Origin of the sequence: Rhodococcus ruber NBRC 15591 (assembly GCF_001894945.1) — a bacterium.
Taxonomy (GTDB): Bacteria; Actinomycetota; Actinomycetes; order Mycobacteriales; family Mycobacteriaceae; genus Rhodococcus; species Rhodococcus ruber.
In genome coordinates this window covers 51,228-76,674 of sequence record NZ_BCXE01000033.1, presented here as the reverse complement: position 1 = coordinate 76,674, position 25,447 = coordinate 51,228, and the positions used below count along the sequence as shown (strand labels likewise).

The 25,447-nt window shown below is 71.8% G+C and carries 28 protein-coding genes; 19 read left to right on the top strand and 9 right to left on the bottom strand.

Features of this window, described 5'->3' with window-relative positions; genetic code table 11:
- Positions 1-32: 32 nt before the first annotated feature.
- The gene (locus tag RR3_RS19255) at positions 33-578 is read right to left on the bottom strand and encodes a PH domain-containing protein (protein ID WP_010594772.1); all 546 of its coding nucleotides are present in this window, start codon (positions 576-578) and stop codon (positions 33-35) included.
- Between the two features lie 46 nt (positions 579-624).
- On the bottom strand, positions 625-1,491 hold the full coding sequence (locus RR3_RS19250; RefSeq protein WP_010594773.1) for a biotin--[acetyl-CoA-carboxylase] ligase: 867 nt from the start codon (positions 1,489-1,491) through the stop codon (positions 625-627).
- Between the two features lie 117 nt (positions 1,492-1,608).
- On the opposite strand from RR3_RS19250, the gene RR3_RS19245 reads away from it, so the two are divergent.
- The 5 genes from RR3_RS19245 (at position 1,609) to RR3_RS19225 (ending at position 5,597) form a co-directional block, all read left to right on the top strand.
- Complete coding sequence (locus RR3_RS19245; protein ID WP_010594774.1) at positions 1,609-3,249, top strand: acyl-CoA carboxylase subunit beta; 1,641 nt, start codon at positions 1,609-1,611, stop codon at positions 3,247-3,249.
- A 151-nt stretch (positions 3,250-3,400) separates the two neighbouring features.
- Complete coding sequence (locus RR3_RS19240; RefSeq protein ID WP_010594775.1) at positions 3,401-3,718, top strand: acyl-CoA carboxylase subunit epsilon; 318 nt, start codon at positions 3,401-3,403, stop codon at positions 3,716-3,718.
- A 2-nt stretch (positions 3,719-3,720) separates the two neighbouring features.
- Complete coding sequence (locus RR3_RS19235) at positions 3,721-4,377, top strand: Maf family protein (RefSeq protein WP_026137500.1); 657 nt, start codon at positions 3,721-3,723, stop codon at positions 4,375-4,377.
- 25 nt (positions 4,378-4,402) lie between these two features.
- Positions 4,403-5,200 carry a class I SAM-dependent methyltransferase gene (locus RR3_RS19230; RefSeq protein ID WP_064066804.1) on the top strand — a complete coding sequence of 266 codons (798 nt, stop codon included), beginning with the start codon at positions 4,403-4,405 and terminating at the stop codon, positions 5,198-5,200.
- Positions 5,201-5,237: 37 nt separating this feature from the next.
- Positions 5,238-5,597, top strand: coding sequence for a cupin domain-containing protein (locus tag RR3_RS19225; protein WP_010594778.1), 360 nt, complete (start codon positions 5,238-5,240; stop codon positions 5,595-5,597).
- Here the strand turns inward: RR3_RS19225 and RR3_RS19220 are convergent.
- On the bottom strand, positions 5,563-5,964 hold the full coding sequence (locus tag RR3_RS19220) for a group III truncated hemoglobin (RefSeq protein ID WP_010594779.1): 402 nt from the start codon (positions 5,962-5,964) through the stop codon (positions 5,563-5,565). The two genes, RR3_RS19225 and RR3_RS19220, sit on opposite strands and share 35 nt — an antisense overlap.
- Positions 5,965-6,054: 90 nt before the next feature.
- Here RR3_RS19220 and RR3_RS19215 point away from each other — a divergent pair, with 90 nt between their 5' ends.
- The 9 genes from RR3_RS19215 to RR3_RS19175 all read left to right on the top strand — a co-directional run bounded on the left by RR3_RS19215 (position 6,055) and on the right by RR3_RS19175 (position 12,935).
- Positions 6,055-6,948 carry a sulfurtransferase gene (locus tag RR3_RS19215; RefSeq protein WP_064066803.1) on the top strand — a complete coding sequence of 298 codons (894 nt, stop codon included), beginning with the start codon at positions 6,055-6,057 and terminating at the stop codon, positions 6,946-6,948.
- Positions 6,945-7,358, top strand: coding sequence for a SufE family protein (locus tag RR3_RS19210; RefSeq protein WP_010594781.1), 414 nt, complete (start codon positions 6,945-6,947; stop codon positions 7,356-7,358). The genes RR3_RS19215 and RR3_RS19210 overlap by 4 nt, the downstream gene beginning before the upstream one ends.
- Before the next feature lie 6 nt (positions 7,359-7,364).
- A complete protein-coding gene (locus RR3_RS19205; RefSeq protein ID WP_072786532.1) occupies positions 7,365-8,849 on the top strand; it encodes a condensation domain-containing protein in 1,485 nt (494 codons plus the stop codon).
- 120 nt (positions 8,850-8,969) lie between these two features.
- A complete protein-coding gene (locus RR3_RS19200; protein ID WP_010594783.1) occupies positions 8,970-10,766 on the top strand; it encodes an acetyl/propionyl/methylcrotonyl-CoA carboxylase subunit alpha in 1,797 nt (598 codons plus the stop codon).
- 80 nt (positions 10,767-10,846) lie between these two features.
- Entirely contained in the window at positions 10,847-11,437 is a 591-nt protein-coding gene (locus tag RR3_RS25340; protein ID WP_017679593.1) for a DUF1707 SHOCT-like domain-containing protein, read from the top strand.
- A 20-nt stretch (positions 11,438-11,457) separates the two neighbouring features.
- A complete protein-coding gene (locus RR3_RS19190) occupies positions 11,458-11,838 on the top strand; it encodes a DUF1707 SHOCT-like domain-containing protein (protein ID WP_017679594.1) in 381 nt (126 codons plus the stop codon).
- Positions 11,839-12,099, top strand: a complete 261-nt coding sequence (locus RR3_RS19185; protein WP_017679595.1) for a hypothetical protein — start codon at positions 11,839-11,841, stop codon at positions 12,097-12,099. It begins immediately after the preceding gene.
- Positions 12,096-12,437 (top strand): VanZ family protein, encoded by a 342-nt coding sequence (locus RR3_RS19180; RefSeq protein ID WP_040272447.1) that lies wholly within the window; start codon positions 12,096-12,098, stop codon positions 12,435-12,437. Before RR3_RS19185 ends, RR3_RS19180 begins: the two co-directional genes overlap by 4 nt.
- 102 nt (positions 12,438-12,539) lie before the next feature.
- Complete coding sequence (locus RR3_RS19175; protein WP_040272445.1) at positions 12,540-12,935, top strand: MmcQ/YjbR family DNA-binding protein; 396 nt, start codon at positions 12,540-12,542, stop codon at positions 12,933-12,935.
- Positions 12,936-12,966: 31 nt separating this feature from the next.
- Here the strand turns inward: RR3_RS19175 and RR3_RS19170 are convergent, their stop codons facing one another.
- Entirely contained in the window at positions 12,967-13,791 is an 825-nt protein-coding gene (locus tag RR3_RS19170) for a tyrosine-protein phosphatase (protein WP_017679597.1), read from the bottom strand.
- Between the two features lie 224 nt (positions 13,792-14,015).
- On the opposite strand from RR3_RS19170, the gene RR3_RS19165 reads away from it, so the two are divergent.
- Positions 14,016-15,953 (top strand): sensor histidine kinase, encoded by a 1,938-nt coding sequence (locus RR3_RS19165; RefSeq protein WP_230831608.1) that lies wholly within the window; start codon positions 14,016-14,018, stop codon positions 15,951-15,953.
- A gap of 80 nt (positions 15,954-16,033) precedes the next feature.
- Here RR3_RS19165 and lat read toward each other — a convergent pair whose 3' ends face one another.
- Entirely contained in the window at positions 16,034-17,377 is a 1,344-nt protein-coding gene (lat, locus tag RR3_RS19160) for an L-lysine 6-transaminase (RefSeq protein WP_064066485.1), read from the bottom strand.
- A 66-nt stretch (positions 17,378-17,443) separates the two neighbouring features.
- Positions 17,444-17,893 carry an Lrp/AsnC family transcriptional regulator gene (locus RR3_RS19155; protein WP_010594793.1) on the bottom strand — a complete coding sequence of 150 codons (450 nt, stop codon included), beginning with the start codon at positions 17,891-17,893 and terminating at the stop codon, positions 17,444-17,446.
- Positions 17,894-17,929: 36 nt separating this feature from the next.
- Between RR3_RS19155 and amaB the strand changes: the two genes are divergently transcribed.
- Together amaB and RR3_RS19145 are read left to right on the top strand one after the other, a co-directional pair.
- Entirely contained in the window at positions 17,930-19,435 is a 1,506-nt protein-coding gene (gene amaB, locus RR3_RS19150) for an L-piperidine-6-carboxylate dehydrogenase (protein ID WP_010594794.1), read from the top strand.
- Positions 19,432-20,592, top strand: a complete 1,161-nt coding sequence (locus RR3_RS19145) for a DUF4429 domain-containing protein (protein ID WP_010594795.1) — start codon at positions 19,432-19,434, stop codon at positions 20,590-20,592. Before amaB ends, RR3_RS19145 begins: the two co-directional genes overlap by 4 nt.
- A 10-nt stretch (positions 20,593-20,602) precedes the next feature.
- Here the strand turns inward: RR3_RS19145 and RR3_RS19140 are convergent, their stop codons facing one another.
- From RR3_RS19140 to RR3_RS19130, 3 genes are read right to left on the bottom strand one after another with little or no spacing between them, the layout of a single operon-like run.
- The gene (locus RR3_RS19140; protein ID WP_010594796.1) at positions 20,603-21,037 is read right to left on the bottom strand and encodes a pyridoxamine 5'-phosphate oxidase family protein; all 435 of its coding nucleotides are present in this window, start codon (positions 21,035-21,037) and stop codon (positions 20,603-20,605) included.
- Positions 21,034-21,405, bottom strand: a complete 372-nt coding sequence (locus tag RR3_RS19135; protein ID WP_010594797.1) for a hypothetical protein — start codon at positions 21,403-21,405, stop codon at positions 21,034-21,036. The genes RR3_RS19140 and RR3_RS19135 overlap by 4 nt, the downstream gene beginning before the upstream one ends.
- Before the next feature lie 22 nt (positions 21,406-21,427).
- Positions 21,428-22,396, bottom strand: coding sequence for a hypothetical protein (locus RR3_RS19130; protein WP_010594798.1), 969 nt, complete (start codon positions 22,394-22,396; stop codon positions 21,428-21,430).
- Between the two features lie 138 nt (positions 22,397-22,534).
- Between RR3_RS19130 and RR3_RS19125 the strand changes: the two genes are divergently transcribed.
- Positions 22,535-24,079, top strand: coding sequence for an AMP-binding protein (locus RR3_RS19125; RefSeq protein ID WP_064066484.1), 1,545 nt, complete (start codon positions 22,535-22,537; stop codon positions 24,077-24,079).
- Positions 24,076-25,446 carry an FAD-binding oxidoreductase gene (locus tag RR3_RS19120; RefSeq protein ID WP_167522881.1) on the top strand — a complete coding sequence of 457 codons (1,371 nt, stop codon included), beginning with the start codon at positions 24,076-24,078 and terminating at the stop codon, positions 25,444-25,446. The genes RR3_RS19125 and RR3_RS19120 overlap by 4 nt, the downstream gene beginning before the upstream one ends.
- Position 25,447: the final 1 nt, after the last annotated feature.

Genomic DNA, 25,447 nt, shown 5'->3' with positions numbered 1-25,447 from the left:
AGCGTACGGATCGGCACCGGGCGCACGGCGCGTTACCAGGCTTTGCGGCTCGGCCCGTCGGTCCGCGGTTCCCCGCCCCGCACCGGGTCGGCGTGGAAGGCCTGCTGATACAGCAGGGCATGCACGCGCTGCACGTCGGGGATGTCGTCGAATTCGAGCGGGTCGTCGGCCGCGGAGACGATGACGAGGGTGCCGGTGCGCAGGATCCGGTCCAGCAGGCCGTGCCGGAACTGCACGTTGCTGATGCGTCCCATCGGGATGTCGATGCCGGAGTGGGTGAGAACGCCCTGCCGGACGAGGACCCGTCGATCGGTGACGATGAAGTGGGTCGACAGCCAGCCGACGAGCGGCGCCAGGCACTGCCAGGCGACGATCGCCGCCCACGCCACCGCGAGCACGATCGTCAGGGTGCTCGCGGTGGAGCCGTCGAGCCGGGCCTGGCTCAGGCCGAGCAGAAATCCGGCGAGCGCGGTGGCGAGGAGGAAGATCGCCGCCGGGACGATGAGCATCTTCCAGTGCGGGTGCCGGTGCAGCAGCAGCCGTTCCTCGGCGGCGAGGGCGTCCTCCGGGTATCCCATGCCGGACACGATGACACAGCCGCGATGCGGGGTGCTCGAGGGCGGGTCAGGGCACCGGGCGCAGGTGGGTGATGTCCCCGGCCGACACCGCGATCGGCTCGCCGCCGTCGTCCGGGGTGATGACGATGCGGCCCTGCTCGTCGACGTCGACCGCGACGCCGTGCAGTTCTGTGTCGCCGGGCAGCACCGCTCGCACCCGGCGCCCGAGCGTGCCGCACCGTTCGCGGTACGCCGCGGCCGGTCCGGTGACGTCCCAGCCCGCGACGTACCACTGCTGCCAGCGGCGGCCGAGTTCGCGCAGCAGCCCCTCGGCGAGTGCGGTGCGATCGAGATCGGTCGCCCCGGCGAGCGCGAGCGACGTCGCGGTGGGTACCGGCAACTCGTCCTCGGTGAGCGAGACGTTGAGTCCGATCCCGACCACCACGGCGGGCTCGGGATGGGTTCCGGCGACCTCGGCGAGAATTCCGGCTACCTTCCGGCCCTCGACGAGGACGTCGTTGGGCCATTTCAGCTCGGCATCGACCCCGGTCACCGACCGGATCGCGTCGACGGTCGCGGTGCCGGCCAGCAGCGGCAGCCAGCCCAGGTCGGCGAGGTCGATGCCGGGCATGCGCAGCAGCACCGAGACGATCACCTGAGCGCGGGGAACGCCGGCCCATCCCCGCGAGTGCCGCCCCCGGCCGCCGTGCTGGAACTCGGCGAGCAGCACGCGGCGGTCGGTGCCGGGGTCGCGGGCGACAGCGAGCAGGTCGGCGTTGGTGGAGGCGGTCTCGGTGACCACGTCGAGGCGCCGGTAGAACGCGTCGGGATCGGCGCCGCGCACGAGGGCGGCGCGCAACCGTTCGACGTCGAGTTCGCCTCGCGCGGGCGCGGGGTCGACGGGCGGACGCTGCGGTTCGGGTTCGGTGGGCATCCGCACAGCCTAGGATGGGCGGCGAACCGTACTCGCCGGTAGCTTCAGTTCAATGATTCAACACAAGCGGGGGCTCGGTGCGCGCTCGCTGACTGACGCTCGCTAAGCTCATGGCCCATGACCACTGTCCAGGAGCCGTCCGCGCCCGAGGCGGCGAGCACGCCCGATATCCACACGACCGCCGGCAAGCTGGCGGACCTGCGCAATCGCCAGGCTCAGGCGCAGGCCCCGAGCGGTGCGGCCGCCGTCGAGAAGGTGCACGCGAAGGGCAAGCTCACGGCCCGTGAGCGCATCGAAGCGCTGCTCGACGAAGGCTCGTTCGTCGAGCTCGACCAGCTCGCCCGCCACCGCAGCACCAACTTCGGCCTGGCCGAGAACCGGCCGGTCGGCGACGGCGTCGTCACCGGCTACGGCACCGTCGACGGCCGCGACGTGTGCGTGTTCTCGCAGGACGCGACCGTGTTCGGCGGCAGTCTCGGCGAGGTCTACGGCGAGAAGATCGTCAAGGTCATGGACCTCGCGCTGCGGACCGGCCGTCCTCTGATCGGCATCAACGAGGGCGCCGGCGCGCGCATCCAGGAAGGCGTCGTCTCCCTCGGCCTCTACGGCGAGATCTTCCACCGCAACGTGCAGGCCTCCGGCGTGATCCCGCAGATCTCGCTGATCATGGGCCCGGCCGCCGGCGGACACGTCTACTCCCCCGCCCTGACCGACTTCGTGGTGATGGTCGACCAGACCAGCCAGATGTTCGTCACCGGACCCGACGTCATCAAGACCGTCACCGGCGAGGACGTCACCATGGAGGATCTCGGCGGCGCCCACACGCACATGGTCAAGTCCGGGGTCGCGCACTACGTCGCCGACGGCGAGCAGGACGCCCTGGACTACGTCAAGGACCTGCTGTCGTACCTGCCGAGCAACAATCAGGCCGCCGCGCCCCGCACGGCGCCGACCGACCCGATCGTCGGCTCGATCGAGGACTCGCTCACCGAGGAGGATCTCGAGCTCGACACCCTGATCCCGGATTCGGCGAACCAGCCCTACGACATGCACGAGGTGATCCGTCGCCTGCTCGACGACGACGAGTTCCTCGAGGTGCAGGCCGAGCGCGCCCAGAACATCATCGTCGGCTTCGGCCGCGTCGACGGCCGCAGCGTCGGCATCGTCGCCAACCAGCCCACCCAGTTCGCGGGCTGCCTGGACATCGACGCTTCGGAGAAGGCCGCGCGCTTCGTGCGCACCTGCGACGCGTTCAACGTCCCGATCGTCACCCTCGTCGACGTGCCGGGCTTCCTGCCGGGCACCGAGCAGGAGTACAACGGCATCATCCGCCGCGGCGCGAAGCTGCTGTACGCGTACGGCGAGGCCACCGTCGGCAAGATCACCGTCATCACGCGCAAGGCCTATGGCGGCGCGTACGACGTGATGGGCTCGAAGCACATGGGTGCGGACGTCAACCTGGCGTGGCCGACCGCGCAGATCGCCGTGATGGGCGCCTCCGGTGCCGTCGGCTTCGTCTACCGCAAGCGCCTGCTCGAAGCGGCCAAGAACGGCGAGGACGTCGACGCGCTGCGCCTCGAGCTGCAGAACGAGTACGAGGACACCCTGGTGAATCCGTACGTCGCCGCCGAGCGCGGCTACGTCGACGCGGTCATCCCGCCGTCGCACACGCGCGGGCAGATCGTGGCGGCCCTGCGGCTGCTCGAGCGCAAGATGGTCACGCTGCCGCCGAAGAAGCACGGGAACATCCCCCTCTGACGGCCACTCGGCCGAGACCATCCCGGCCGGTTCGGTTCCGCCGAGCCGGCCGGGCCCCGACCCACGAGAGGGACGACATGACTTCGAACGCGCAGCGCGCCCGCTCCCGCGCCCTGCCCGCCGCCTCCGGTAACCTCCCGGGAGGTGTGTTGTGACTGCGGTAGCTGAGGAGAAGACCATCATCGACACCGAGGTGACCGAGGTCGCAGCGGCCGAGTCGGCAGAGTCGGCCGAGTCGACGGCGCCGGCGGCCGAGACCGCCGGCCCCGAGACGTCCGCGGCGATCCGGATCGTCAAGGGCAACCCCTCGGATGTCGAGATCGCCGCGCTGGTCGCGGTGCTCGCCGCGGCCTCCGGATCCGCCGCCCCGGCAGAGGACGACCGCCCGCGCGAGACGTGGGGCGACCCCACGCGGATGCACCGCCGGACGGCGCCGTTCTCGCCGTACTCGTACCCGAACCTGGGCTGATCGTGGCCAGGCTGGTGCTCGCGTCGGCGTCCCCGGCCCGGCTGTCCGTGCTGCGCGCGGCCGGGGTCGACCCGATCGTGCGGGTCTCGGCGGTGGACGAGGATGCACTGATCGCCGAGCTCGGTCCCGGCGCGGCACCCGAACTGGTGGTCACCGAGCTCGCGAGGGCGAAGGCGGCGGACGTCGTGCCGGCCCTCGTGCGCGACGGTCTCGGTGACGAGACCCTCGTCGTGGGCTGCGACTCGATGCTGCTGGTCGACGGGCAGCTCCAGGGCAAGCCGGGCACGGTGGAGGTCGCCCGCGAGCGATGGCGGGCGATGGCGGGCCGCAGCGCCGACCTGCTCACCGGCCACAGCGTCCTGCGCCTGGGCGGCGGCGAGGTCGTCGCCCGCGCCGCCGGCCACAGCAGCACCACCGTCCACTTCGGCCGCCCCACCGACGCCGACCTCGAGGCCTACCTGGCCAGCGGCGAGCCGCTGCAGGTGGCGGGGGCGTTCACGCTCGACAGCCTCGGCGGGTGGTTCGTCGAGCGCGTCGAGGGCGACCCGTCCTCGGTGATCGGGATCGGCCTGCCGCTGGTGCGACGACTGCTCGCCGAGGTGGGCGTGTCGGTGGCGCGGCTCTGGGCGTCGAACACCGCCGAGGCCCCTTCTATTTAGGATTGCCTTCCCTTAACATCGAGGCATGAGCGATCCCCATGTCCTGCCCATGTCCGAGCGCGACTCCGCCCACCTGCCCGGCCACTGGCTGCTCGCTCGCCTCGGCAAGCGCGTGCTGCGTCCCGGCGGCGCGGGGATGACCACGCGCCTGCTCGTCGATGCGGGCATCGAGGGCAGCGACGTCGTCGAACTCGCCCCCGGCCTCGGTCGGACCGCGCGGGAGATCCTGGCTTCGGCGCCGCTCTCGTACACCGGCGTCGAGCACGACGAGACCGCCGCGGAGCTGACCCGCGACGCGATCGGCGACCGCGGTCGCTGCGTCGTCGCGGACGCCGCGGCCACCGGCCTTCCCGATGCGGACGCCGACGTCGTCGTCGGCGAAGCGATGCTCACCATGCAGACCGACGCCGCCAAGGCCCGCATCGTCGCCGAGGCCGTGCGCACGTTGCGCCCCGGTGGCCGGTACGCGATCCACGAGCTCGCCCTCGTGCCCGACGAGCTCGACGACGCGGTGAAGACCGAGATCCGGCAGGGCCTGGCCCGCTCCATCAAGGTCAACGCCCGTCCGCTCACCGTCGCCGAGTGGCGGTCCCTGCTCACCGACGCCGGCCTGCGCGTCGACGTCGTGCGGCTCGCCCCGATGGCGTTGCTGCGGCCCGCGCGGTTCGTCGCCGACGAGGGCGTCCTCGGCACCCTGCGCTTCGTACGCAACGTGCTGCGCGACGGCGACGCCCGCAAGCGGGTGCTGGGCATGCGCGCGACGTTCACGACGTACCGCAAGTCGATCGCGGCCGTGGCGATCGTCGCGACGAAGCCGCGGTAGGGCGATCGTCGCGACGAAGCCGCGGTAGCCTGCGGTCGTGAGCCCCGCCGCGCCGCAGCCCGAACCCGCCGCCCCCGCCCTGTCGCACCTCGCCGACGTCCGCGACGCCGTCGAGCCCTACCCGGACCGACCGCGCCCGCAGCGCGTCCTCGTCGCCGAGGGTGCCCGCGTCGTGGTCTTCGCCTTCGACGCCGGGCAGGAACTGCGCGAGCACACGGCCGCGTTTCCGGTCCTGCTGCAGGCCCTCACCGGCCACCTGCAGGTGACCGCCGACGGGCGCACCGTCGACCTCGAGCCGGGCGGGGTGGTGCACATGACCACCCGCCTGCCGCACGCGGTACGAGCAGTCGAGCCGTCGCGGCTCATGCTGACGATGCTCGATCCAGCCGCGCGCTGAGCGCCGCCGCGATCGACGCCGCCTTCGCCTTGGCGCGGTCGGCGTTCGTCCCGGCGAACAACTCGTCGACGGCCTCGTTCCACAGCCGCACCCAGCGGTCGAATCGGGCCGCGTCGAGCCCGTACTGGCGGTGCAGCGCGGCATGCACCGGCACCAGGGCGCCGCGGTAGCGGCCGGTGCGCAGCAGCACCTGCTCCCAGAAGTCCCCGATCGTCGGGAGATGGTCGTCGAGGCCGATCACGGCGAGGGTCGAGAACGGCGCCTCGAGCACGGGATCGACCAGCGCGCGCTCGTAGAACCGGCGCAGCAGCCGATCGATGTCGGCGCGGGTCGCGAGGTCCGTCGGGGCGGACGGGGAGCACAGCACGTTGCCCGACGGTACCGCCTAGAATCGACGGCGCACGTCGTCACCGGATTGTCGATCACCGAACTGTCACCACTGCCTCAGGAGCCACCTGTGCCCGTCGCGCCCGACGCCAACCCGTCCTTCGCCGCCTACGCCGATCCGACCCGCCTGGTGTCGACGGAGTGGCTGTCCGCCCACCTGGGCGCACCCGAGGTGAAGGTCGTCGAATCGGACGAGGATGTGCTGCTGTACGACGTCGGCCACATCCCCGGCGCCGTGAAGATCGACTGGCATCTCGACCTCAACGACCCGGTCACCCGCGACTACATCGACGGCGCCCAGTTCGCCGCCCTGATGGACCGCAAGGGCATCCGCCGCACCGACACGGTCGTCATCTACGGCGACAAGTCGAACTGGTGGGCCGCCTACGCGCTGTGGGTGTTCACGCTGTTCGGTCACGAGGACGTGCGTCTGCTCGACGGCGGCCGCGACGCCTGGATCGCCGAGAACCGCGACACCACCCTCGACATCCCGGTGAGCACCACCAGCGGCTACCCGGTGGTCGAGCGGAACGACGCCGCGATCCGGGCGTTCAAGGACGACGTCCTTGACCACCTCGGCAGGGGACCGCTCGTGGACGTGCGCTCCCCGCAGGAGTACACGGGCGAGCGCACCCACATGCCGGACTACCCCGAGGAAGGTGCGCTGCGCGGCGGGCACATCCCCACCGCGGTGTCCATTCCGTGGGCGCGGGCAGCGGCACCGGACAGCCGGTTCCGGTCGCGCACCGAGCTCGAGGAGATCTACGCCGACATCCCGCGGGACGCCGACGTCGTCGCGTACTGCCGCATCGGCGAACGGTCGAGCCACACGTGGTTCGTGCTGACCCATCTCCTCGGCTACGAGCACGTCCGCAACTACGACGGGTCGTGGACCGAGTGGGGCAATGCGGTACGGGTGCCGATCGTCAAGGGCGAGGAGCCCGGAGAGGTGCCGGCCCGGTGACCCTGCCCGCACCTCTCGCCGAGATCGTCGACGACTTCGCCGCGGTCGACGGCCAGGACAAGCTGCAGCTGCTGCTCGAGTTCAGCCGGGAACTTCCGCCGATTCCCGCCGAACTCGAGGAGGCGGCGATGGAGCCGGTGCCCGAGTGCCAGTCACCGCTGTTCCTGTCGGTCGACACGGCCGACCGTGAGCATGTGCGGCTGCACTTCAGCGCGCCCCCCGAGGCCCCGACCACCCGCGGCTTCGCGTCCATCCTGCATCAGGGGCTCGACGGCCTCAGTGCCGAACAGATCCTCGAGGTCCCCGACGACTTCTACTCGGCCCTCGGCCTGGCCGAAGCTGTCAGCCCGCTGCGCCTGCGAGGGATGAGCGCAATGCTGGCGCGCATCAAGCGGCATCTGCGCACCTGAGATGTCATGGAGTTCACCGAGCTGGCGGACTACCCGATCCCGGCGGGTGTGCTGACCGAATGGCTGCCGTGCGCCGCGGAGGATGCCTGGACGACCGATCCGCGGCCGGTGTCGTACGTCCACGAGGCGCATCTGCGCCGCACCGCGGGCAGCCGATACGGCGACGTTCCGGATGCGTGGCTGGGTACCGCCTTCGAGGTCCGCGGGCATCTCGAACAGGAACCGTTCCGGCGGGCCCTCGAACGCTGGATCGACCGCCACGAACCGCTGCGCAGCCACGTCGCCCTGGGCGGCGACGCGGCCGCCGGCGCGCACCGGCGCGACGCGGCCGCCGGCGCGACCCGGCGCACCGCGCCCGCCGGCGCGACCCGGCGCACCGCGCCCGCCGGTGCGGTGTCGGTCCGGTACGTCCGACACCTGCCCTCCGCTCCGGACGACATCCGCGAGCACCTCGAGCAACTGCTCGCCGACTGCACCGAACCGCACACGTGGCCGGCGTACGTCTTCGCCACCCTCGAACCCGAGGACGCGGACGCGTCCGGCTCGTCGTTCACGGTGTTCTTCGCCGCTGACCCTGCCGTGGCCGACGCCTACTCGGTCGTCCTGGTCGCCCACGAGATCACCGCCCTGTACGAGCAGGAGCGATCCGGCCGGCCGGCCGGATTGTTCCCCGTGGGCAGCTACATCGACTTCGGTGCCGCGGAACGGGCGGACGCCGCCGACCTGGCCGGCGACCACGAGGCCGTGCGGATCTGGCGAGACGCCCTGACCGCCGGCGGCGGCATGCCCGAGTTCCCGTTGCCCCTCGGCCCCCGGCCCGTCGACGGGTCGCCGCAGCGTCGGCTGTCCGTGCGGATGCTCGACGACGAACGGGCCAACCGGTTCGCCGCCCGCTGCCGGGAGGCCGGGCACGGATTCTTCGCCGGCACGCTGGCGTGTCTCGCCCGGGCCGCGGTCGAACTCGCGGGGATCGAACTGTTCCGGACGATCGCGCCCGCCCACACCCGCAGCGGCCCGATGTGGGCCGGAGCCCTCGGCTGGTTCGTGGGGCTGCGTCCGGTCGAGATCGACACGACCGGGACCGCGGACTTCGCGACGCTCGTGGCGCGCGCCGGTGCCGAACTGCGCCGCACCCGGGCGAGCGCCCGGGTCCCGTTCGACCTCGTCGGCGAACTGCTGGGGATACCCATGCGACCGCGATTCCTGGTGTCGTACATGGACGTTCGCTTCGTCCCCATGGCCGCGCAGTGGCCGCAGTGGAACGCCCGGACACTGCGCAGCCGCAGTTACACGCACGACGTGTTCCTGTGGTTCAACCGCAGCCCGAAGGGCGTGAACCTGGCGGGCCGGTTTCCCGACACGCCGACCGCCGTGGCCAACGTGCCGCCGTTCGTCGAGCGGGTCCGGGAATTGATGCACGAGGTGAGCGAGGGTCGCGCGTGGGACACGCCGGAACCCGCGAACCGGGGCGATCCGACTACCGACCGGTAACGTTGCCGGGTTCCGGGCGACCCGTAGGGTGTAGTGGCTATCCGGTTACATCGTCTATCGGATTGGCGCCTACACTCCCAGAGACGGCAATAACCTAACGATCGATCAACAGGAGGCTCCGTGCCCAGTCATGCCAGCGCGCACATCACGAAGGTGCTCGTCGCCAACCGCGGCGAGATCGCTGTGCGGGTCATCCGAGCCGCCAAGGACGCCGGTTACGGGAGCGTGGCCGTCTACGCAGAACCCGACGCCGACGCCCAGTTCGTGAAGCTCGCCGACGAGGCATTCGCGCTCGGTGGCCAGACCTCCGCCGAGTCCTACCTGGTGTTCGACAAGATCCTCGACGCCGCCCGCAAGTCCGGCGCCGACGCGATCCACCCCGGCTACGGCTTCCTGTCCGAGAACGCCGACTTCGCCCAGGCCGTGATCGACGCCGGCCTGATCTGGATCGGCCCCTCCCCACAGGCCATCCGCGACCTCGGCGACAAGGTCACCGCACGGCACATCGCCGAGCGCGCCCAGGCGCCGATGGCCGCGGGCACCAAGGACCCCGTCGCCAATGCCGACGAGGTCGTGGAGTTCGCGAAGGAGTACGGCGTGCCGGTCGCGATCAAGGCGGCCTTCGGCGGTGGCGGCCGCGGCATGAAGGTCGCGCACTCCATCGAGGAGATCCCCGAGCTGTTCGAATCCGCGACCCGCGAGGCCGTCGCCGCCTTCGGCCGCGGCGAGTGCTTCGTCGAGCAGTACCTCGACAAGGCCCGCCACGTCGAGGCGCAGGTCATCGCCGACCAGCACGGCAACGTCATCGTCGCCGGCACCCGCGACTGCTCGCTGCAGCGCCGCTTCCAGAAGCTCGTCGAGGAGGCCCCCGCGCCGTTCCTGACCGACGAGCAGCGCCGCCGCATCCACGAGTCCGCCAAGGCCATCTGCCGCGAGGCCGGCTACTACGGCGCCGGCACGGTCGAGTACCTGGTCCAGGGCGACACCGTCTCCTTCCTCGAGGTCAACACCCGCCTGCAGGTCGAGCACCCGGTCACCGAGGAGACCGCGGGCATCGACCTGGTGCGCCAGCAGTTCCGCATCGCCAACGGCGAGAAGCTCGAGATCACCGAGGACCCGACCCCGCGCGGGCACGCGTTCGAGTTCCGCATCAACGGCGAGGACGCCGGCCGCGGCTTCCTGCCGGCCCCCGGCCCGATCAGCGTGTACCGCGAGCCCTCGGGCCCGGGTGTGCGCGTCGACTCCGGCGTGGTGCAGGGCGACGTCATCGGCGGGCAGTTCGACTCGATGCTCGCCAAGCTGATCGTCACGGGCGAGACCCGGCAGCAGGCGCTCGAGCGCGCCCGCCGCGCCCTGGCCGAGTTCGAGGTCGACGGCCTGGCCACCGTGATCCCGTTCCACCGGCACATCGTCGAGCACCCCGCGTTCGTCGGGGACGGCGAGAAGTTCGACGTCTACACCAAGTGGATCGAAACCGAGTGGGAGAACACCGTCGAGCCGTACACCGGCGGTGCGGCCGCGACCGAGGACGAGGACGAGGCCCTGCCGCGGCAGAACGTCGTCGTCGAGGTCGGCGGCCGTCGCGTCGAGGTGTCGCTGCCCGGTCAGTTCACCCTCGGCGCCGGTGGCGCTGCGGCCGGCGGGGCGCTGCGCAAGAAGCCGAAGCCGCGCAAGCGCGGCGGCGCCCACGGCGGCAAGGCCTCCGGTGACGCGGTCACCGCGCCGATGCAGGGCACCGTCGTCAAGGTCGCGGTCTCCGAGGGCCAGGAGGTCGCCGAGGGCGACCTGATCGTGGTGCTCGAGGCCATGAAGATGGAGAACCCGGTCAACGCGCACAAGGCCGGTGTCGTCACGGGCCTGGCGGTCGAGCCGGGCGCCGCCATCACCCAGGGCACGGTGCTCGCCGAGCTCAAGTAGTCCCGCGTCCGACGGCGCGCCCCCGGAATCCTCGGATTCCGGGGGCGCGCCGTCGGCCGTCCCGGGTCTAGGGTGGTGACATGGCCGATTCACCGGAAATCCGTGTCGGCACGGTCGAGCGCGAGCAAGCTCAGGTCCTGCTCGGCGAGCACTTCGGTGCCGGCCGGCTCACCCTCGCCGAATTCGAGGACCGCAGCGGTCGCATCGCCGCCGCCACCACCCGCCGCGACCTCGCACTCCTGTTCACCGACCTGCCTCCCCTGACCGGCCGGACCGACGGACGTCGGCGCGGGTGGTGGTTCCTGGTCCCGGTCGTGGTGCTCGGACTGTTCGCGCTCCACGCACTCCTGGAACCGGGCGTGTGGATCATGACGGGCGCGGGCGCCGCCGCCACCGTCGCCGTCCTCGCCGTCCGCGCCCGCGGCGGGCGGCCACGTCCGGCCGAGCCGGCCTTCCTGCGCGATGTCGCTCCGGCCCCCGCCCCCCGGGAACCGCAACCGCCCGCCCCCCGCGACATTCCCGACGTGGTGTGGCTGCTGGCGATGAGCATGTTCGCCGTCGCCCCGGCCCTGGTACTGCGGCATCCGGTGGCGCTGCTGATCTCCGCGGTCGCGCTGATCCTGATCATCTCCAGAGCATTCCGGACCGGCACCGGCGGGACCGGTCGCTGACGACACATTAGTGTGGACCCATGGCCGACTCCCCCGAGGTCCGTATCGGCACCGTCGAACGCGAACAGGCACTGAACCTGCTCGGTGAGCACTTCGGTGCCGGCCGGCTCACCCTCACCGAATTCGACGAGCGCAGCGCGAAGGCGGCAGCGGCCACCACCCGCGCCGAGCTCGACACCCTGTTCACCGACCTGCCCCCCGCGACCCCGAACACGCCTGCGCCGGTACAGGACACCGCGAAGGCCGAGCAGTGGGAGAAGTGGCGCACCACCGCCATGGCGCTGGTCCCGTTCGTCGCGCTGGTGCTGTTCTTCGTCTTCGACAACTGGCTGTGGTTCCTGCTGATCCCGGTCGCGGGAATCCTGTTCTCCGCGACCAAGGGCACGAAGGGTGGCTGCTGAGTGGAGCCCGTCGAGATCAACGCGGGCAACTGGTATCTGCTCGCCGAGGACCCCGAGGCGTGGGCCGCGGACACCGGCTACCACTGGTCGGTCCGGGAGGCGACGACCGCCGCCGTCGAAGCCACCGTCCAACTGCGTCCCGACGGGACACTGATCGGCACCGCCGAACCCGGCGGCTCCGCCGCCCTGGCCGCAGGTTCGGCGGCCGTGCGACGGTTCGCCGAGGGCGCCTGGGGCATGACGGTCACCGAACGTCCATGACCGCCCGGTTCGCGCCGGTGACGCTCACGCTCGTGGTCGTCACCGTGCTGCTCATGCTGCCGGGCGATACGACCCCGTCCGGCTTCCCGCACGCCGACAAGATCACGCACGCGCTGATGTTCGCGGTGCTCGCGTACGCCTCCCGCTTCGCCCGGATCCCGCCCGCCGCGACCGTCGCCTGGCTCGCCGTGTACGCGGCGCTCACCGAGGTCCTCCAGGCCGCCGTCGCGGTGCGCCGGTCGGGGTCGGTGTGGGACTGGTGCGCGGACCTGGCCGGGGTGCTGCTCGGCATCGCGCTGTACGCCGCGGTGCGTCGTCGTTCCCGCGCACGGACGTAGGCGCCCGCGTCCGCCGGGACGACTTCCCCGCCGCCCGGGACGTCGCGAACAGCGAGAACGGACGCCGGTCGTGGTGTCACCGCCGGACGGTACGCTGCGCGCATGCCGCATCCCGTCATGTTCGACGAGGCCGATCCGCTGCTGACACGGGTACGTGGGCTGGCGCTGACCTTCCCGGGTGCCGCCGAGAAGATCTCGCACGGCAGGCCGTTCTTCTACACGAGGACTGCGTTCGCCGTGTACGGCGGGTCCGTCAAGGCCACGGGCGTGCAGTTCCCGCGATCGCTGATCGTCAAACCGGACGCCGCCGAGCGCGAGGCCCTGCTCGGGCAGCCCCACACCTACGACCCGGCGTACCTCGGTCCGTCGGGGTGGATCGGGTTCGATCTGGAGCGGGCCGACGTCGACTGGGACGAGATCGCCGAGTTGCTCGACATGTCGTTCCGGGTCACGGCGCCGGCGAGGCTGGTGCGCGAGTGGGACGGTCGCGTCGGATGATCCGGGTCGCGCGGTAGCGTCGGTCCGGATCTCACCCGAGCAGAGCCTGCCCGAGTCGGTCCCGATCGGCGGTCGTGAGCCCCAATCCGTCGTCGAGGTACCGGTCGAACGACCCGAATTCGTCCTCGGCCGTCGCGAACGCCACCTCGAGGTACTCGGCGCGGACGCCGAGAACGGATTCGAGGTCCGCACGCTCGACTCCCTTCGCGGTGAGCGCGGCGAGAATCGGTTCGAACGCCGGCAGCAGCATCTCGTTGGTCCGCAGGTAGTCCTCGAACACCGAGTCGCGATCCACACCGAGCGCCAGCAGCAGCACGGCTGCGGCCCAGCCGGTGCGGTCCTTGCCGGTGGTGCAGTGCACGAGAACCGGGGTCCCGTCCTCGACGAGCAGCGAGCGCAGCAGCGTCCGGTACGCCGCCCGGGCGCTCGGCAGCAGCACGAAGTCGCGATAGCTGCCCCGCAGGTACTCGGCGCCACGGCCGTCCCCGAGAACCTCCCGGGCGAACGCGGCGTCGGTCAGCAACTCCTTCATGTGTGCGGCGATCGAACCGTGCTCACGATCGGCGAGCACGTCGAGCGGCACATGCCGGACGCCGGCCGGCACCCGGTCGGGCGCCGCCTCCCGTTCCGCGGCCGTTCGCAGATCCACGACCGTCGTCAGCCCCAGTCCTTCGAGTGCGCGCGCATCCGCGTCGGTGACCCGGCTCAGGTCGGTCGAGCGGTACACCACGCCCCGGCGCACCGACGCGCCGTCCCCGGTGGTCCACCCGCCGAGGTCGCGCAGGTTGGGGATCGACTTCGGTTCGAGCCCGGGCCCTGGCGTTCGGGCAGGGCTACCGGCGGCGGAGTCCGACATGGGCCCACCCTAACGGGGTGGGTTCACGCTGTCGTGACCGTGCCACCGGCGTCGCGCGGCCGGGGAACTCCGGCAGCCCGGTGACGGTGTCCGTGTGTGCCCCCTCGTCGACCGATCGATCGACACGGGTACCGGCTGCGCCGGCAGCCGCACTCATGCCGGCTGCGCCGGCAGCCGCACTCATGCCGGCTGCGCCGGCAGCCGAGACGGTCGGCGGATCCGTGGTGACACCGGATTCCGGCACCGTGGTGACACCGGAGGCGTCCCGTGCCAGCACGGTGGTGCCCACGCCGACGCGGGAGGAGACTGAGACGGTCCGGGAGGAGGCCGGGGTGCGGCAACGAGTGATCCAGCTACTCGTCGTGGTCACTGCGGTGCTGGTCGCGGCGATCGCCGCCACGGTGGACCGGTCGCCGACGGGACTGCGGGATCCGGCGCGCACGCTCCTGCTCGGGCCGCGCGAGTCCTTCGCCGCCGCCGAGGGCCCGTTCCTCCCGGTGTTCGGGCCGACCGAACTGGGGCTGTTCCTCGGCGCCGGTGTGGCGTTCGTCGTGGCCGGGGCGATCGCATGGAACACCCGCCCGCACGACCTGACCGGTCCTCTCATCCTCATGGCCGGCCTGCTGTGGTTCCTCGGCGGTCTGCGGCGCTCCGGCGAACCCGTGGCCTTCACCGTCGGCGCGGTGGCGACGAACCTGTACCTACCCGTCCTGCTCCAGGCCCTCGTGGGATTCCCGACCGGTCGGCTGGAACGACCGTGGCAACGCCTGTTCGTCGGAGCCGCCTGGATCCTCGCCACCGTCGGCATCGTGGCCGAGTGGCTGTTCTTCGATCCGCGGACCGCACCCGCGGCATCCCCGTCGACATCGACGAATCTACTTCTCCTGCGCGATGATCCGTCCCTCGCGCGGACCGTGCAGCTCGTCGTCGGGTTCTGCGCGTTCCTGATCGTGGTGACGCTCGTGGTGGTGGTGATCGTGCGCTGGCGTTCGGGGTCGCCCGCGTACCGGTCGGGATTCGCACCGCTCGGGGTCGCATACGGCCTCTCGGCGGTGATCACACTCGCCGTGCTCTCCAGCGCGGTGAACCTGCCCTGGTCGCCCCCGACCTGGGTGCTCAACCTGCGCTACCCGGCCACGGCGTTGTTCCCGCTCGCGGTCGCGATCGGCCTACTCCGGTACCGGCTCGCCCGAGCTGCGGTCAGCGACGCGATGGTCGAGATCGGCACCGCGCCGCTCGGTGCCGGGTTCGTCGACGCGCTCCGACGCGCCGTGCACGACCCGAGCCTGGTGCTGTGGACGTACGTCCCGGAGCGGGCGGCGTACGTCGATCCGGACGGTGCGGTGCGTGCTCTGCCCCGCCGCTCGGATCCCCGGGCGGCGACCGTCCTCGAGCGCGCCGGCACACCGGTCGGCGCGCTGGTGTACGACCCGTCGCTCGAGACGCAACCCGAGCTGCTCGCCGCGGTCCGCAGCGCCACCGGCCTGGCCCTCGAGCACGAGCGGCTGCACGCGGACCTGCAGCTCCGGCTCGACGAGGTGCGGCGCTCCCGCGAACGGATCGTCACGGCCGGTGACGTCCAGCGCCGGCGCCTCGAGCGCGACCTGCACGACGGTGCGCAGCAGCGTCTCGTCGCCGCGTCGCTGCTGCTGCGCCGTGCACAGCGTGCCGGGGACGAGCCGACCCTGCGGCGGCTGCTCGCGGACGGTGCCGCCGAACTCGACGTGGCGCTGCGGGAACTGCGAGAGCTCGCCAGAGGCGTGTATCCGGCGGTGCTCACCGAGCGCGGACTCGCGGCGGCGCTGCGCTCACTGGCCGAGCGGGCACCCGTGCCCGTGGACATCGACGACGCGCTCGGCGAACGCCCCTCGGCCCCCGTCGAACTCGCCGCGTACCTCATCGGCGCGGAGGCCGTCACCAACGCCGGTAAGCACTCCGGGGCCACCGTCGTCCGGATCGGCCTGCACCGGACGGGCGACATGCTGCGCATGACGATCGGGGACAACGGGTGCGGTGGCGCGCGGCCGACGCCCGGCGGGGGGCTCGACGGGCTGCGCGATCGGACGGCCGCGCTCGGCGGCGAGTTCGTCCTCGACAGCCCCGAGGGCGGCGGCACGACCGTCGACGTCACCCTGCCGTTCCGCGTCGACGCCGGGTCCTGACCGGAACACCCGGTGGACGGTTCGCGATCGCACACCGCGCGGGTCACCTCCGCCGCCCCGCGGCGACTCCGAGGGGGCCGTCAGGTCCGCGCGATCGTCCCCAGGACCCGATCCAGGGCGTCGAGTGCCTCGTCCAGTTCGGCGGTGGTGACCGTCAGCGGCGGCCGGAACCGGATGCCGCGCTGCCCGGTGCCGATCATCAGCACGTGCTCGTCGACCCGCAGGTGGGTGAGCACGGCGTCGCGCACCGCCGGTGTGGGCAGGGTGAACGCACACATCAGGCCGCGCCCTCGGGGCTCGCCGACCAGCCGGTGGCGGACGGCGAGCTGCTTCAGCCCGGACAGCAGATGTGCCCCGGTCATCCGCGCTCGGTCGACGAGCCGGTCCCGCTCGATCACCTCGAGAATGCGCCGGGCACGGACCATGTCGGTCAGGTTGCCGCCCCAGGTGGAGTTCAGGCGCGACGAGACCGCGAAGACGTTGTCGGGGATCTCGTCGATCCGGCCGCCGGCCATGATGCCGCAGACCTGGGTCTTCTTCCCGAAGGCGACGATGTCGGGGGTGACGTCGAACTGCTGGTACGCCCATGTGCTTCCGGTCAGCCCGACGCCGGTCTGCACCTCGTCGAAGATCAGCAGCGCATCGTGCCGGCGGCACAGTTCGGCCATGGCCTGGAAGAACTCGGGCCGGAAGTGGTGGTCGCCGCCCTCGCCCTGGATGGGTTCGGCGATGAAACACGCGATGTCGTGCGGGTTCTCGGCGAACGCCCGGTGCGCCTGCTGCAGTGCGTGCGCCTCGGCGGCCTCGACGTCGCGGTCGGCGGCCAGGTAGGGCGCGTCGATGCGCGGCCAGCGGAACTTGGGGTACCGGGCCGTCTTCACCGGGTCCGTGTTGGTGAGGGACATCGTGTAACCGGTGCGGCCGTGGAACGCCTCGGAGAGGTGGAGAACGCTGCCCCCGAGGTCGGAGCCGAGTCCGCGAGCCTCGTTGAGCCGGCTCTTCCAGTCGAAGGCCGCCTTGAGTGCGTTCTCCACCGCGAGTCCGCCACCGTCGACGAAGAACAGGTGCGGCAGGGCCGGGTCGCCGAGCACCCGGGCGAAGGTGTCGACGAACCGGGCCATCGCCACGGTGTAGATGTCGGAGTTGCTCGGCTTGTTCGCGGCGGCCGCGGCGAGTTCGGTGGTGAACGCCGGGTCGTCGACGATGTCGGGGTGGTTCATCCCGAGCGCGGAGGACGCGAAGAACCCGAACATGTCGAGGTAGGCCGTGCCGTCCCGTTGGTCGACGAGCCGCACCCCCCGTGATCGGTCGAGGTCGAGGACGAGATCGAACCCGTCCACCAGCAGATGTTCACGCAGAACGGCATGTACCCGGCTCGGGGGCAGCTCGCGGGCACCGTCCGGGTGTCGGAATGCAGTGCTCATGCCACGAGGGTACGTCAAATTTTCTCTCATAACGGTTACATGCCGGAAGATCGATCCACAGCAACGCTATCGTTCGTAAAATGTTTGGAGGATGACCGTGCTGCGGGTGGCTACATTCGCCGTCGCGCGGATCTCCTGGAGGAGTTGTTCGAGTGCCCGCGGTGAGGCGACGCGCACGAGCAGGATGTAGCTCTCGTCCCCGGCCACGGAGTGGCAGGATTCGATGGCGTCGATGTGCCGCAACCGCGCCGGCGCGTCGTCCGGCTGGGACGGGTCGAGAGGAGTGATCGCGACGAACGCCGACAGCATCAGCCCGAGCGCCTCGGGATCTACCTTCGCCGTGTATCCGCGGATCACGTGCCGGGCTTCGAGGCGGCGGACCCGGGACTGCACCGCGGAGATCGACAACCCGGCCTTCTCGGCGAGCGTGGCCAGCGTCGCCCGGCCGTCCACCACCAGTTCGCGCATGAGCAGCCGGTCGATCTCGTCCAGGGACTCCTTCGAGTTTTCCGCCATCAGCGCAGGCTAACCGACCCGGAAAGGACATCGACGATGAATCCGACTGGCAATCTCCACGATCGCGCCGTGGCCGCGCTGCGCCGCTGCGGGGCGGGCGCGCCCGCGCTCGACGGCCCGCACCCGGTCACCAGCCCGATCGACGGTTCGGAGCTCGCGCGCCTGCACCCGGCACGCGCGGAGGATGTCGATGCCGCGGTCACCGCGGCGAGCACGGCCTTCGAACGCTGGCGGCAGGTTCCTGCGCCGGTGCGAGGACGGCTGGTCCGCAGGCTCGGGGAACTGCTCGGCGAGCACAAGTCCGATCTCGCCGAACTCGTCACGCTCGAGGCCGGGAAGATCCCTTCCGAGGCGCTCGGCGAGGTGCAGGAGATGATCGACATCTGCGAATTCGCGGTGGGCCTCGCGCGCCAACTCTACGGCCACACCATGCCGTCGGAGCGACCCGGCCACCGCCTGATGGAAACGTGGCATCCGCTGGGGGTGGTCGCGGTGATCTCGGCGTTCAACTTCCCCGTCGCCGTGTGGTCCTGGAACACCGCGATCGCGCTGGTGTGCGGCGATCCGGTGGTGTGGAAGCCGTCGGAGAAGACGCCGCTCACCGCGTCGGCCTGCCACGCCCTGCTCGAACGGGCCGCACGCGACGTGGGCGCCCCCGGCGGCCTGCACCACGTCCTCGTCGGCGACGCCGCCGTCGGTGAGGCGCTGGTCGACGACCCCCGCGTCGCGCTGGTCAGCGCAACGGGCTCGATCCGGATGGGCCGCATCGTCGCGCCCCGGGTGGCGGCGCGGTTCGGGCGCTGCCTGCTCGAACTCGGCGGCAACAACGGTGCGATCGTCGGCCCTTCCGCCGACCTCGACCTCGCCGTGCGGGCCGTGGTGTTCGCCGCGGCCGGCACCACCGGTCAGCGCTGCACCACCCTGCGACGGCTCATCGCCCATCGTTCGGTCGTCGACGAACTGACCGAGCGGATCGCCAAGGCGTATTCGGGACTGCGGGTGGGTGATCCGTTCGGCGAGGGGGTGCTCGTGGGCCCGCTGATCGACGGCCGTGCCCACGCCGCGATGCGGGCGGCGCTCGAGCGCGCCGAGCTCGACGGCGGCATTCTCGTCACGGGCGGCGATCCGGTCGAGGTCCCCGGCGACGGGGTGTACGTCCGGCCCGCGGTCGTGCGGATGCCGGCGCAGACGGACGTGGTGCGCGAGGAGACGTTCGCTCCGATCCTCTACGTGCTGACCTACGACGACTTCGACGAGGCGATCGCCCTGCACAACGGGGTGCCCCAAGGGCTGTCGTCGTCGATCTTCACCACCGACCAGCGTGAAGCCGAGCGTTTCCTCGCCGCCTCGGACTGCGGCATCGCCAACGTCAACATCGGCACCTCCGGCGCCGAGATCGGGGGCGCGTTCGGCGGCGAGAAGGAGACCGGCGGCGGACGCGAGTCGGGTTCGGACTCGTGGAAGGCGTACATGCGCCGCGCCACGAACACCGTCAACTTCTCCGGCGATCTCCCCCTGGCGCAGGGCGTGGAGTTCGGTTGAGCGACAAGTTGGTTCCGTATCGGCTGTGGGGGTGCCGACCGGACCGGTTCGACACCGAGATCGAGGGCGAGTTCGCCTGGACCGAGCACATCGTGCGGACCCTCGGTGCGGCGTTCGACCCGGCCGGCGCCGAGATCCGCAGGGACGTGTCCCTGCTGCCGGAGACGCACGGCGTGAGCGTGCGCGCGGACGGGCTGACGGTCGGGATCCTCGGCGACGGCGACGCGCTGCGCTACGGGCCGGTGCTGCGCCGCGTCGTCGCCGGCGGGTACCTGCCGACCGTGCCGGGCCGCATCTGGGCCGCGGACGCGGGCACCTACAACGACGACCCCGGCCGCAGCGGGCGCATCATCGCGCGCGTCACGGTCAGCCTCGGCGCCCCGGCCAGGCTGGTGCCCCGCAACGATCCGCCGGACGTGCCCTACACGCTGCTGCCCTCGGGTCGCACCCTGCAGGTCACCGGGGAGGAACAGCACTTCGACCTGCTGCACCCCTACGCCGACCCGCCCGGCAAGTACGCCCTGCTCGTCACCCTGCACGAGGCGGACGGCGCGCTGGTGGAGGTGCGGGTGGACGATCGACCGTGCGGGTATCTCGGCCGGCGGTCCAGCGCGCGTCTGCTGCCGATCGTGACGCACCTGTCCGGGCGGGGGCTGCGCACCGCCGCACGGGCCGCGGTGAGCGGATCCCGGCTGGCCGCCGAGGTGACGGTGTCGGTGACCCCGGCCGACGAGATCGACGAGCGCGTCCTCGACGGGCCGCCGGTGACGGTGCCACGGCTGGCGCCCGGACCGGTCGCCGACCCGCCCGACCCGGTGCTGCCGATGCGCCGGTACCACGGGTGGGGCGGGCAGATCGTCGTGCAGGGCGACCGGCTGTGGATCCTGCGGGAGGGTCCCGTGGCACGAGCTCTGGGACCGGTTCCGTTGACGCCCAGAAGGATCCGGTTGCGGGACGTGAGCGACGTGCAGTTCCGTCCGGCGCTGCCGCAGACCGACGGCATGCTCCGGATCGTGACGGGCAGCGGGCGGGACGGTGCGCCGGCGCCGACGGATCCCGACACCGTGGTGTTCCACCACCCCGATCGGCAGCGGTTCCAGGCGCTGGCCGACTGGCTGCGGCACGTCGCCGCCGTGAACGCCGGACCGCCGTCGTGAGGGACACCCCTCAGGGCCGCCGCAGCAGCTCGGCCTCTCCCGGTTCGACGACGATCGTGGCCGGCGCGCTCTGCCCGTAGTACCGGGTACGCAGGAACCAGCTCCGCGCGTGCGACAGCTCCGAGCGCCATCCGCCCAGGTAGTACTTCCGCCCGAAACGGGCCGTGACGGCCGCGGGCGGCGCCCCCGGCCGCACGGTGGCCCGGCCGCGCAACCGCAGGACCGGTCCGCGCTCGCCGTCGTCGAGCAGCACGACGACGTCGGGATTCGCGGCGGCGTTGCGCGCCGCCACGGTGTCGCGCCCGGTGCCGAAGTACAGCCGGCCGTCGACCTGCACGAACCACAGGGGCGCCAGGGCCGCCGCGCCCTTCGGTGAGCGGGTCGCCAGGCGCGCGACGCGGGCGCGGTCGAGGAAGTCGCGCACGACGGCGTCGTCGGCCTTCACGAGTCCCGCTCCTCGTGCAGGGTCGCGTAGTCCCACGCGGTGGCGCGTCGGGGCGTGAAGACGAACCAGGCGAGGTCCTCCCGACCGTCGGGGGCGTCCGCCGGCGTCAGGCGTCCGCGCCAGTTCACCGCCCGCAGCTCGAACCAGAATTCGCCGTCGTCGAGCAGGACGGTGACCCGATCGAGTCCGGCCGACGGCGGCACCGATTCCCGCGGCACACCGACCCACAACCGGCCGTCGCGCCGCCGGACCCGCGCGGGCAGCGCGGTGACCGACCCGGCCTCGTCGAAGGCGACCGCCGCGCGACCGTGCCCGATCAGCCAGTCGGCAAGCGGTTCCGGTTCGACACGCTGGGTGATCCGCCCCATGTCGACAGACGATACCGTCGGATCATCCGCGACGGCCAGGCTCGCGCGGGGCCGGCCGGATCCGGACGGGTTCGGGCACGGTGACGGTCTCGTTGTCGGGCAACGGCTCTCCCCGCCGGCGCCCGACGTCGGCGACGGTGTCGACGTCCGCGAGTGGCGCCGCCCCCTGCCGCGCGACGGTCTCGTCGTAGAGTTCGAACCACGGGAAGCCGCGCGCCGTGTAGTCGCTCGCGGCCGGGGGCCGGGTCGGTGGATCCTGGTCCGTGATCGCGCGCCACTGCTCGCTGTTCACCAGGTGCACCTCGACCACGGAGCGGTGGTCGAGATCCCACGCGTCGTGCGACTCGACCGGGGTGGCGACGCCCTGGTCGACGGATCCGCCGGCACCGAGTCCCATCGCCGGGGCCGGCGCGAAGGCGGGCAGCGGGCGCCGGGCGTCGAATCCGGCGCGCTCCTCCCATCGCTGCGCCCGCATGGGGCGGGCCGCGACGCGGATCCCGCCCCGCGCCGGCCCGGACCGCAGTTGCTCCTCGAGGCTGTAGCCGGACCCGAGCGGCATCGCGACGAACTGGCGCACCCGGCCGTGCGCCACGACGTAGCCGTCGAGCCACGGTTGCGCCGGCACCTCGAGATAGTCCTCGCGTCCGAAGTCCGGCTCCGGCGACCAGGGTTCGCCGGTGAGCGCGTCGACGTCCCCGGCGCCGACCTTGACCAGGAACGGGTACCGGGACTCGAACCCGAGCCAGCACGCCTCCGCCTGCCACATCGGCATCACGAGGCCGCCGTGGGATCGCCACGAAGACGGCAGCGCGGCCTCGTCGAGTTCGGCGACGGTCCGCAGCGGGAACCGGCCCAGGCCGGGCGGCAACGGATAGGTGTTGCCGTCGTCCGGCACCCGCAGGGTGCGGTGGAAGGAGACGGCCATGCGGGCGGCGGGATGCACCTCCGGGAACTCGAACACCAGGCGGTCCTTCTCGAGAGCGAGCGCCACGTCGTCCTCCCGTCCGCGTGTTGCGGTGCCGTGCACGTGCGGGTGAGGGTACGCCCGGCCGGGCGGTCCGGTCGAGCGACGGCACCGCGGACGCGCGACTCACGTGACCCGGACCACAGCTGTGGTAGACCAGGGAACATGTTTCCTGGGAACTTCGTCGCCACGACGCCCGACAAGCCCGCTATCGTGCGGCCCGCCACCGGCGAGTCGCTCACCTACCGGCAGCTCGACGAGAACTCCGTCCGCCTCGCGAAGTACCTGCGCGCCGCGGGCCTCGAGCCGGGCGATCACATCGCGCTGATCTCCGACAACGACCTGCGGGTCATGGAGGTCTACTGGGCGGCGCTGCGGTCCGGCCTGTACCTCACGGTGGTGAACTGGCATCTGACCCCGTCCGAGGCCGCGTACGTGGTGAACGACTGCGGTGCGAAGGTGCTCGTCGCCTCGGCCGGTGCGGCCACCGCGATCGACACCGGCACCGAGGCCTACCCGAACGTGCACCGACGGCTCGTGTACGGCGGTGTGCTGCCCGGCTTCGACGACTACTCCGAGGCACTCGCGGCGTTCGACACCTCACCCCTCGAGTCGCAGCCGCGTGGCCAGGACATGCTGTACTCGTCCGGAACGACCGGACGGCCCAAGGGCATCGAGCCGAAGTTGCCCGAGGGCCAGGTGCAGGACGTCCCGGATCCCTACACGGCGGTGTTCGCGCCGATGTACGGATTCGACGCCGACACCGTCTACCTGTGCCCCGCTCCCCTCTATCATGCTGCCCCCCTTCGCTTCTGCGGCACCATCCAGTCGGTCGGGGGCACCGTGATCCTCATGGACCGGTTCGAGCCCGAGGAGGCACTCGCCCTGATCGACCGATACCGGGTCACGCACAGCCAGTGGGTCCCGACGATGTTCGTGCGGATGCTCAAGCTTCCCGAGGAGGTGCGCGGCAGGTACGACGTGTCGAGCCTGAAGGTCGCCATCCATGCGGCGGCACCGTGCCCGCCGGAGATCAAGCGCGCGATGATCGAGTGGTGGGGTCCGGTCGTGTACGAGTACTACGCCTCCACCGAGGGTGCCGGCGCCACGTTCATCGACTCGCAGCAGGCGCTCGCGCATCCCGGGTCGGTCGGGCGCGACGGGGTCATGGGAATCGTCCACATCTGCGACGACGAGGGCCGCGAACTACCCACCGGCGCGGTCGGCACCGTGTGGTGGGAACGGGACGAGCATCCGTTCCGGTACCACAACGATCCCGAGAAGACCCGCCAGGCCACCCATCCCGACCATCCGACGTGGACCACGAGCGGCGACATCGGATACCTCGACGAGGAGCGCTACCTGTACCTCACCGACAGGGCGGCGTTCACCATCATCTCCGGCGGCGTGAACATCTACCCCCAGGAGTCGGAGAACGTGCTCACCCTGCATCCCAAGGTGTACGACGTCGCCGTGATCGGGGTCCCCAACGAGGAGATGGGCGAGGAGGTCAAGGCCGTGGTCCAGCTCGCCGACGGCGTCGAGCCCGGGCCCGAGGTCGAGCGCGAGCTCCTCGACTTCGTCCGCGAGCGCGTCTCCCACTTCAAGGCGCCGCGCAGCATCGACTTCTCCGACGACCTGCCGCGCACGCCCACCGGCAAACTCGTCAAGCACAAGCTGCGCGCCCGCTACCTCACCCCGGCAGGCTGACCGTGCCCGCCGATCTCGCCGAACTCGCCGACCAGCTCCCGGACGGCGCGCTGATCACCGATCCGGACCTGCTCGCCGGGTACCGGCAGGACTGGGCCCGCGACCCGGACGCGGCGGTGCCGCGCGCGGTCGTGCGGGCCACCCGCACGGCGGACGTGCAGGCCACACTGAGGTGGGCGAGCACGCACCGGGTGCCGGTGGTGCCGCGTGGCGCGGGCACCAGCCTGTCCGGCGGGGCGGGCGGCGTCCCGGGCGGGATCGTGCTGAGCACCGAGCGGATGCGGGCGGTCGCCGTGGACCCGGTCACCCGCACGGCGGTCGTCCAGCCGGGACTGCTCAACGCCGAGGTCAAGCGGGCCGCGGCCGAGCACGGGCTGTGGTATCCGCCCGACCCGTCGTCGTTCGAGATGTGCACCATCGGGGGCAACGCGGCGACCAACGCCGGTGGGCTGTGCTGCGTGAAGTACGGCGTCACCACGGACTACGTGCTCGGACTCGAGGTGGTGCTCGCCGACGGCACCGCGGTGCGGCTCGGCGGACCGCGCGTCAAGGACGTGGCGGGGCTGTCGCTGACCAAGCTGTTCGTCGGCAGCGAGGGCACCCTCGGCGTCATCACCGAGGTGACGCTGCGGCTCCTCCCGCCGCAGCCGCCGGCGTCGACGATGGTCGCCACGTTCGGCTCGGTCCAGGCCGCGGCCGACGCGGTGCTGGCCGTCACGGCGACGTTGCGCCCGGCGATGCTCGAGTTCATGGACCGTGCCTCGATCAACGCGGTCGAGGACGCGCTGCACATGGGGCTGGACCGCACCACCGAGGCGATGCTCATCGCCCGGTCCGACGCGCCCGGTACGGCGTCGGCGCAGGAGATCGCGACGATGGTGAAGGCGTGCGAGGACGCCGGCGCCGACGAGGTGTTCTCGACCGACGACCCCGAGGAGGGCGAGGCGTTCGCGGCGGCGCGGCGGATGGCCATCCCGGCGGTCGAACGGACCGGCAGCCTGCTGCTCGAGGATGTCGGCGTTCCCCTGCCGGCACTGCCGGCACTCGTCGGGGGCGTCGCCGAGATCGCCGAGCGCAATGCGGTGACGGTGGCGGTGATCGCGCACGCCGGGGACGGCAACACCCATCCGCTGATCGTGTACGACCCCACCGACGCCGACCAGACGGCGCGGGCGCACCTGGCGTTCGGGCAGATCATGGACCTGGCGATCGCGCTGGGCGGCACCATCACCGGCGAGCACGGGGTGGGCCGGCTGAAGAAGGCGTGGTTGCCGGATCAGGTGGGTCCCGACGTGATGGACCTGACCCGGCGGATCAAGGCGGCACTCGACCCGGACTCGATTCTCAATCCGGGCGTCATCCTCTGAA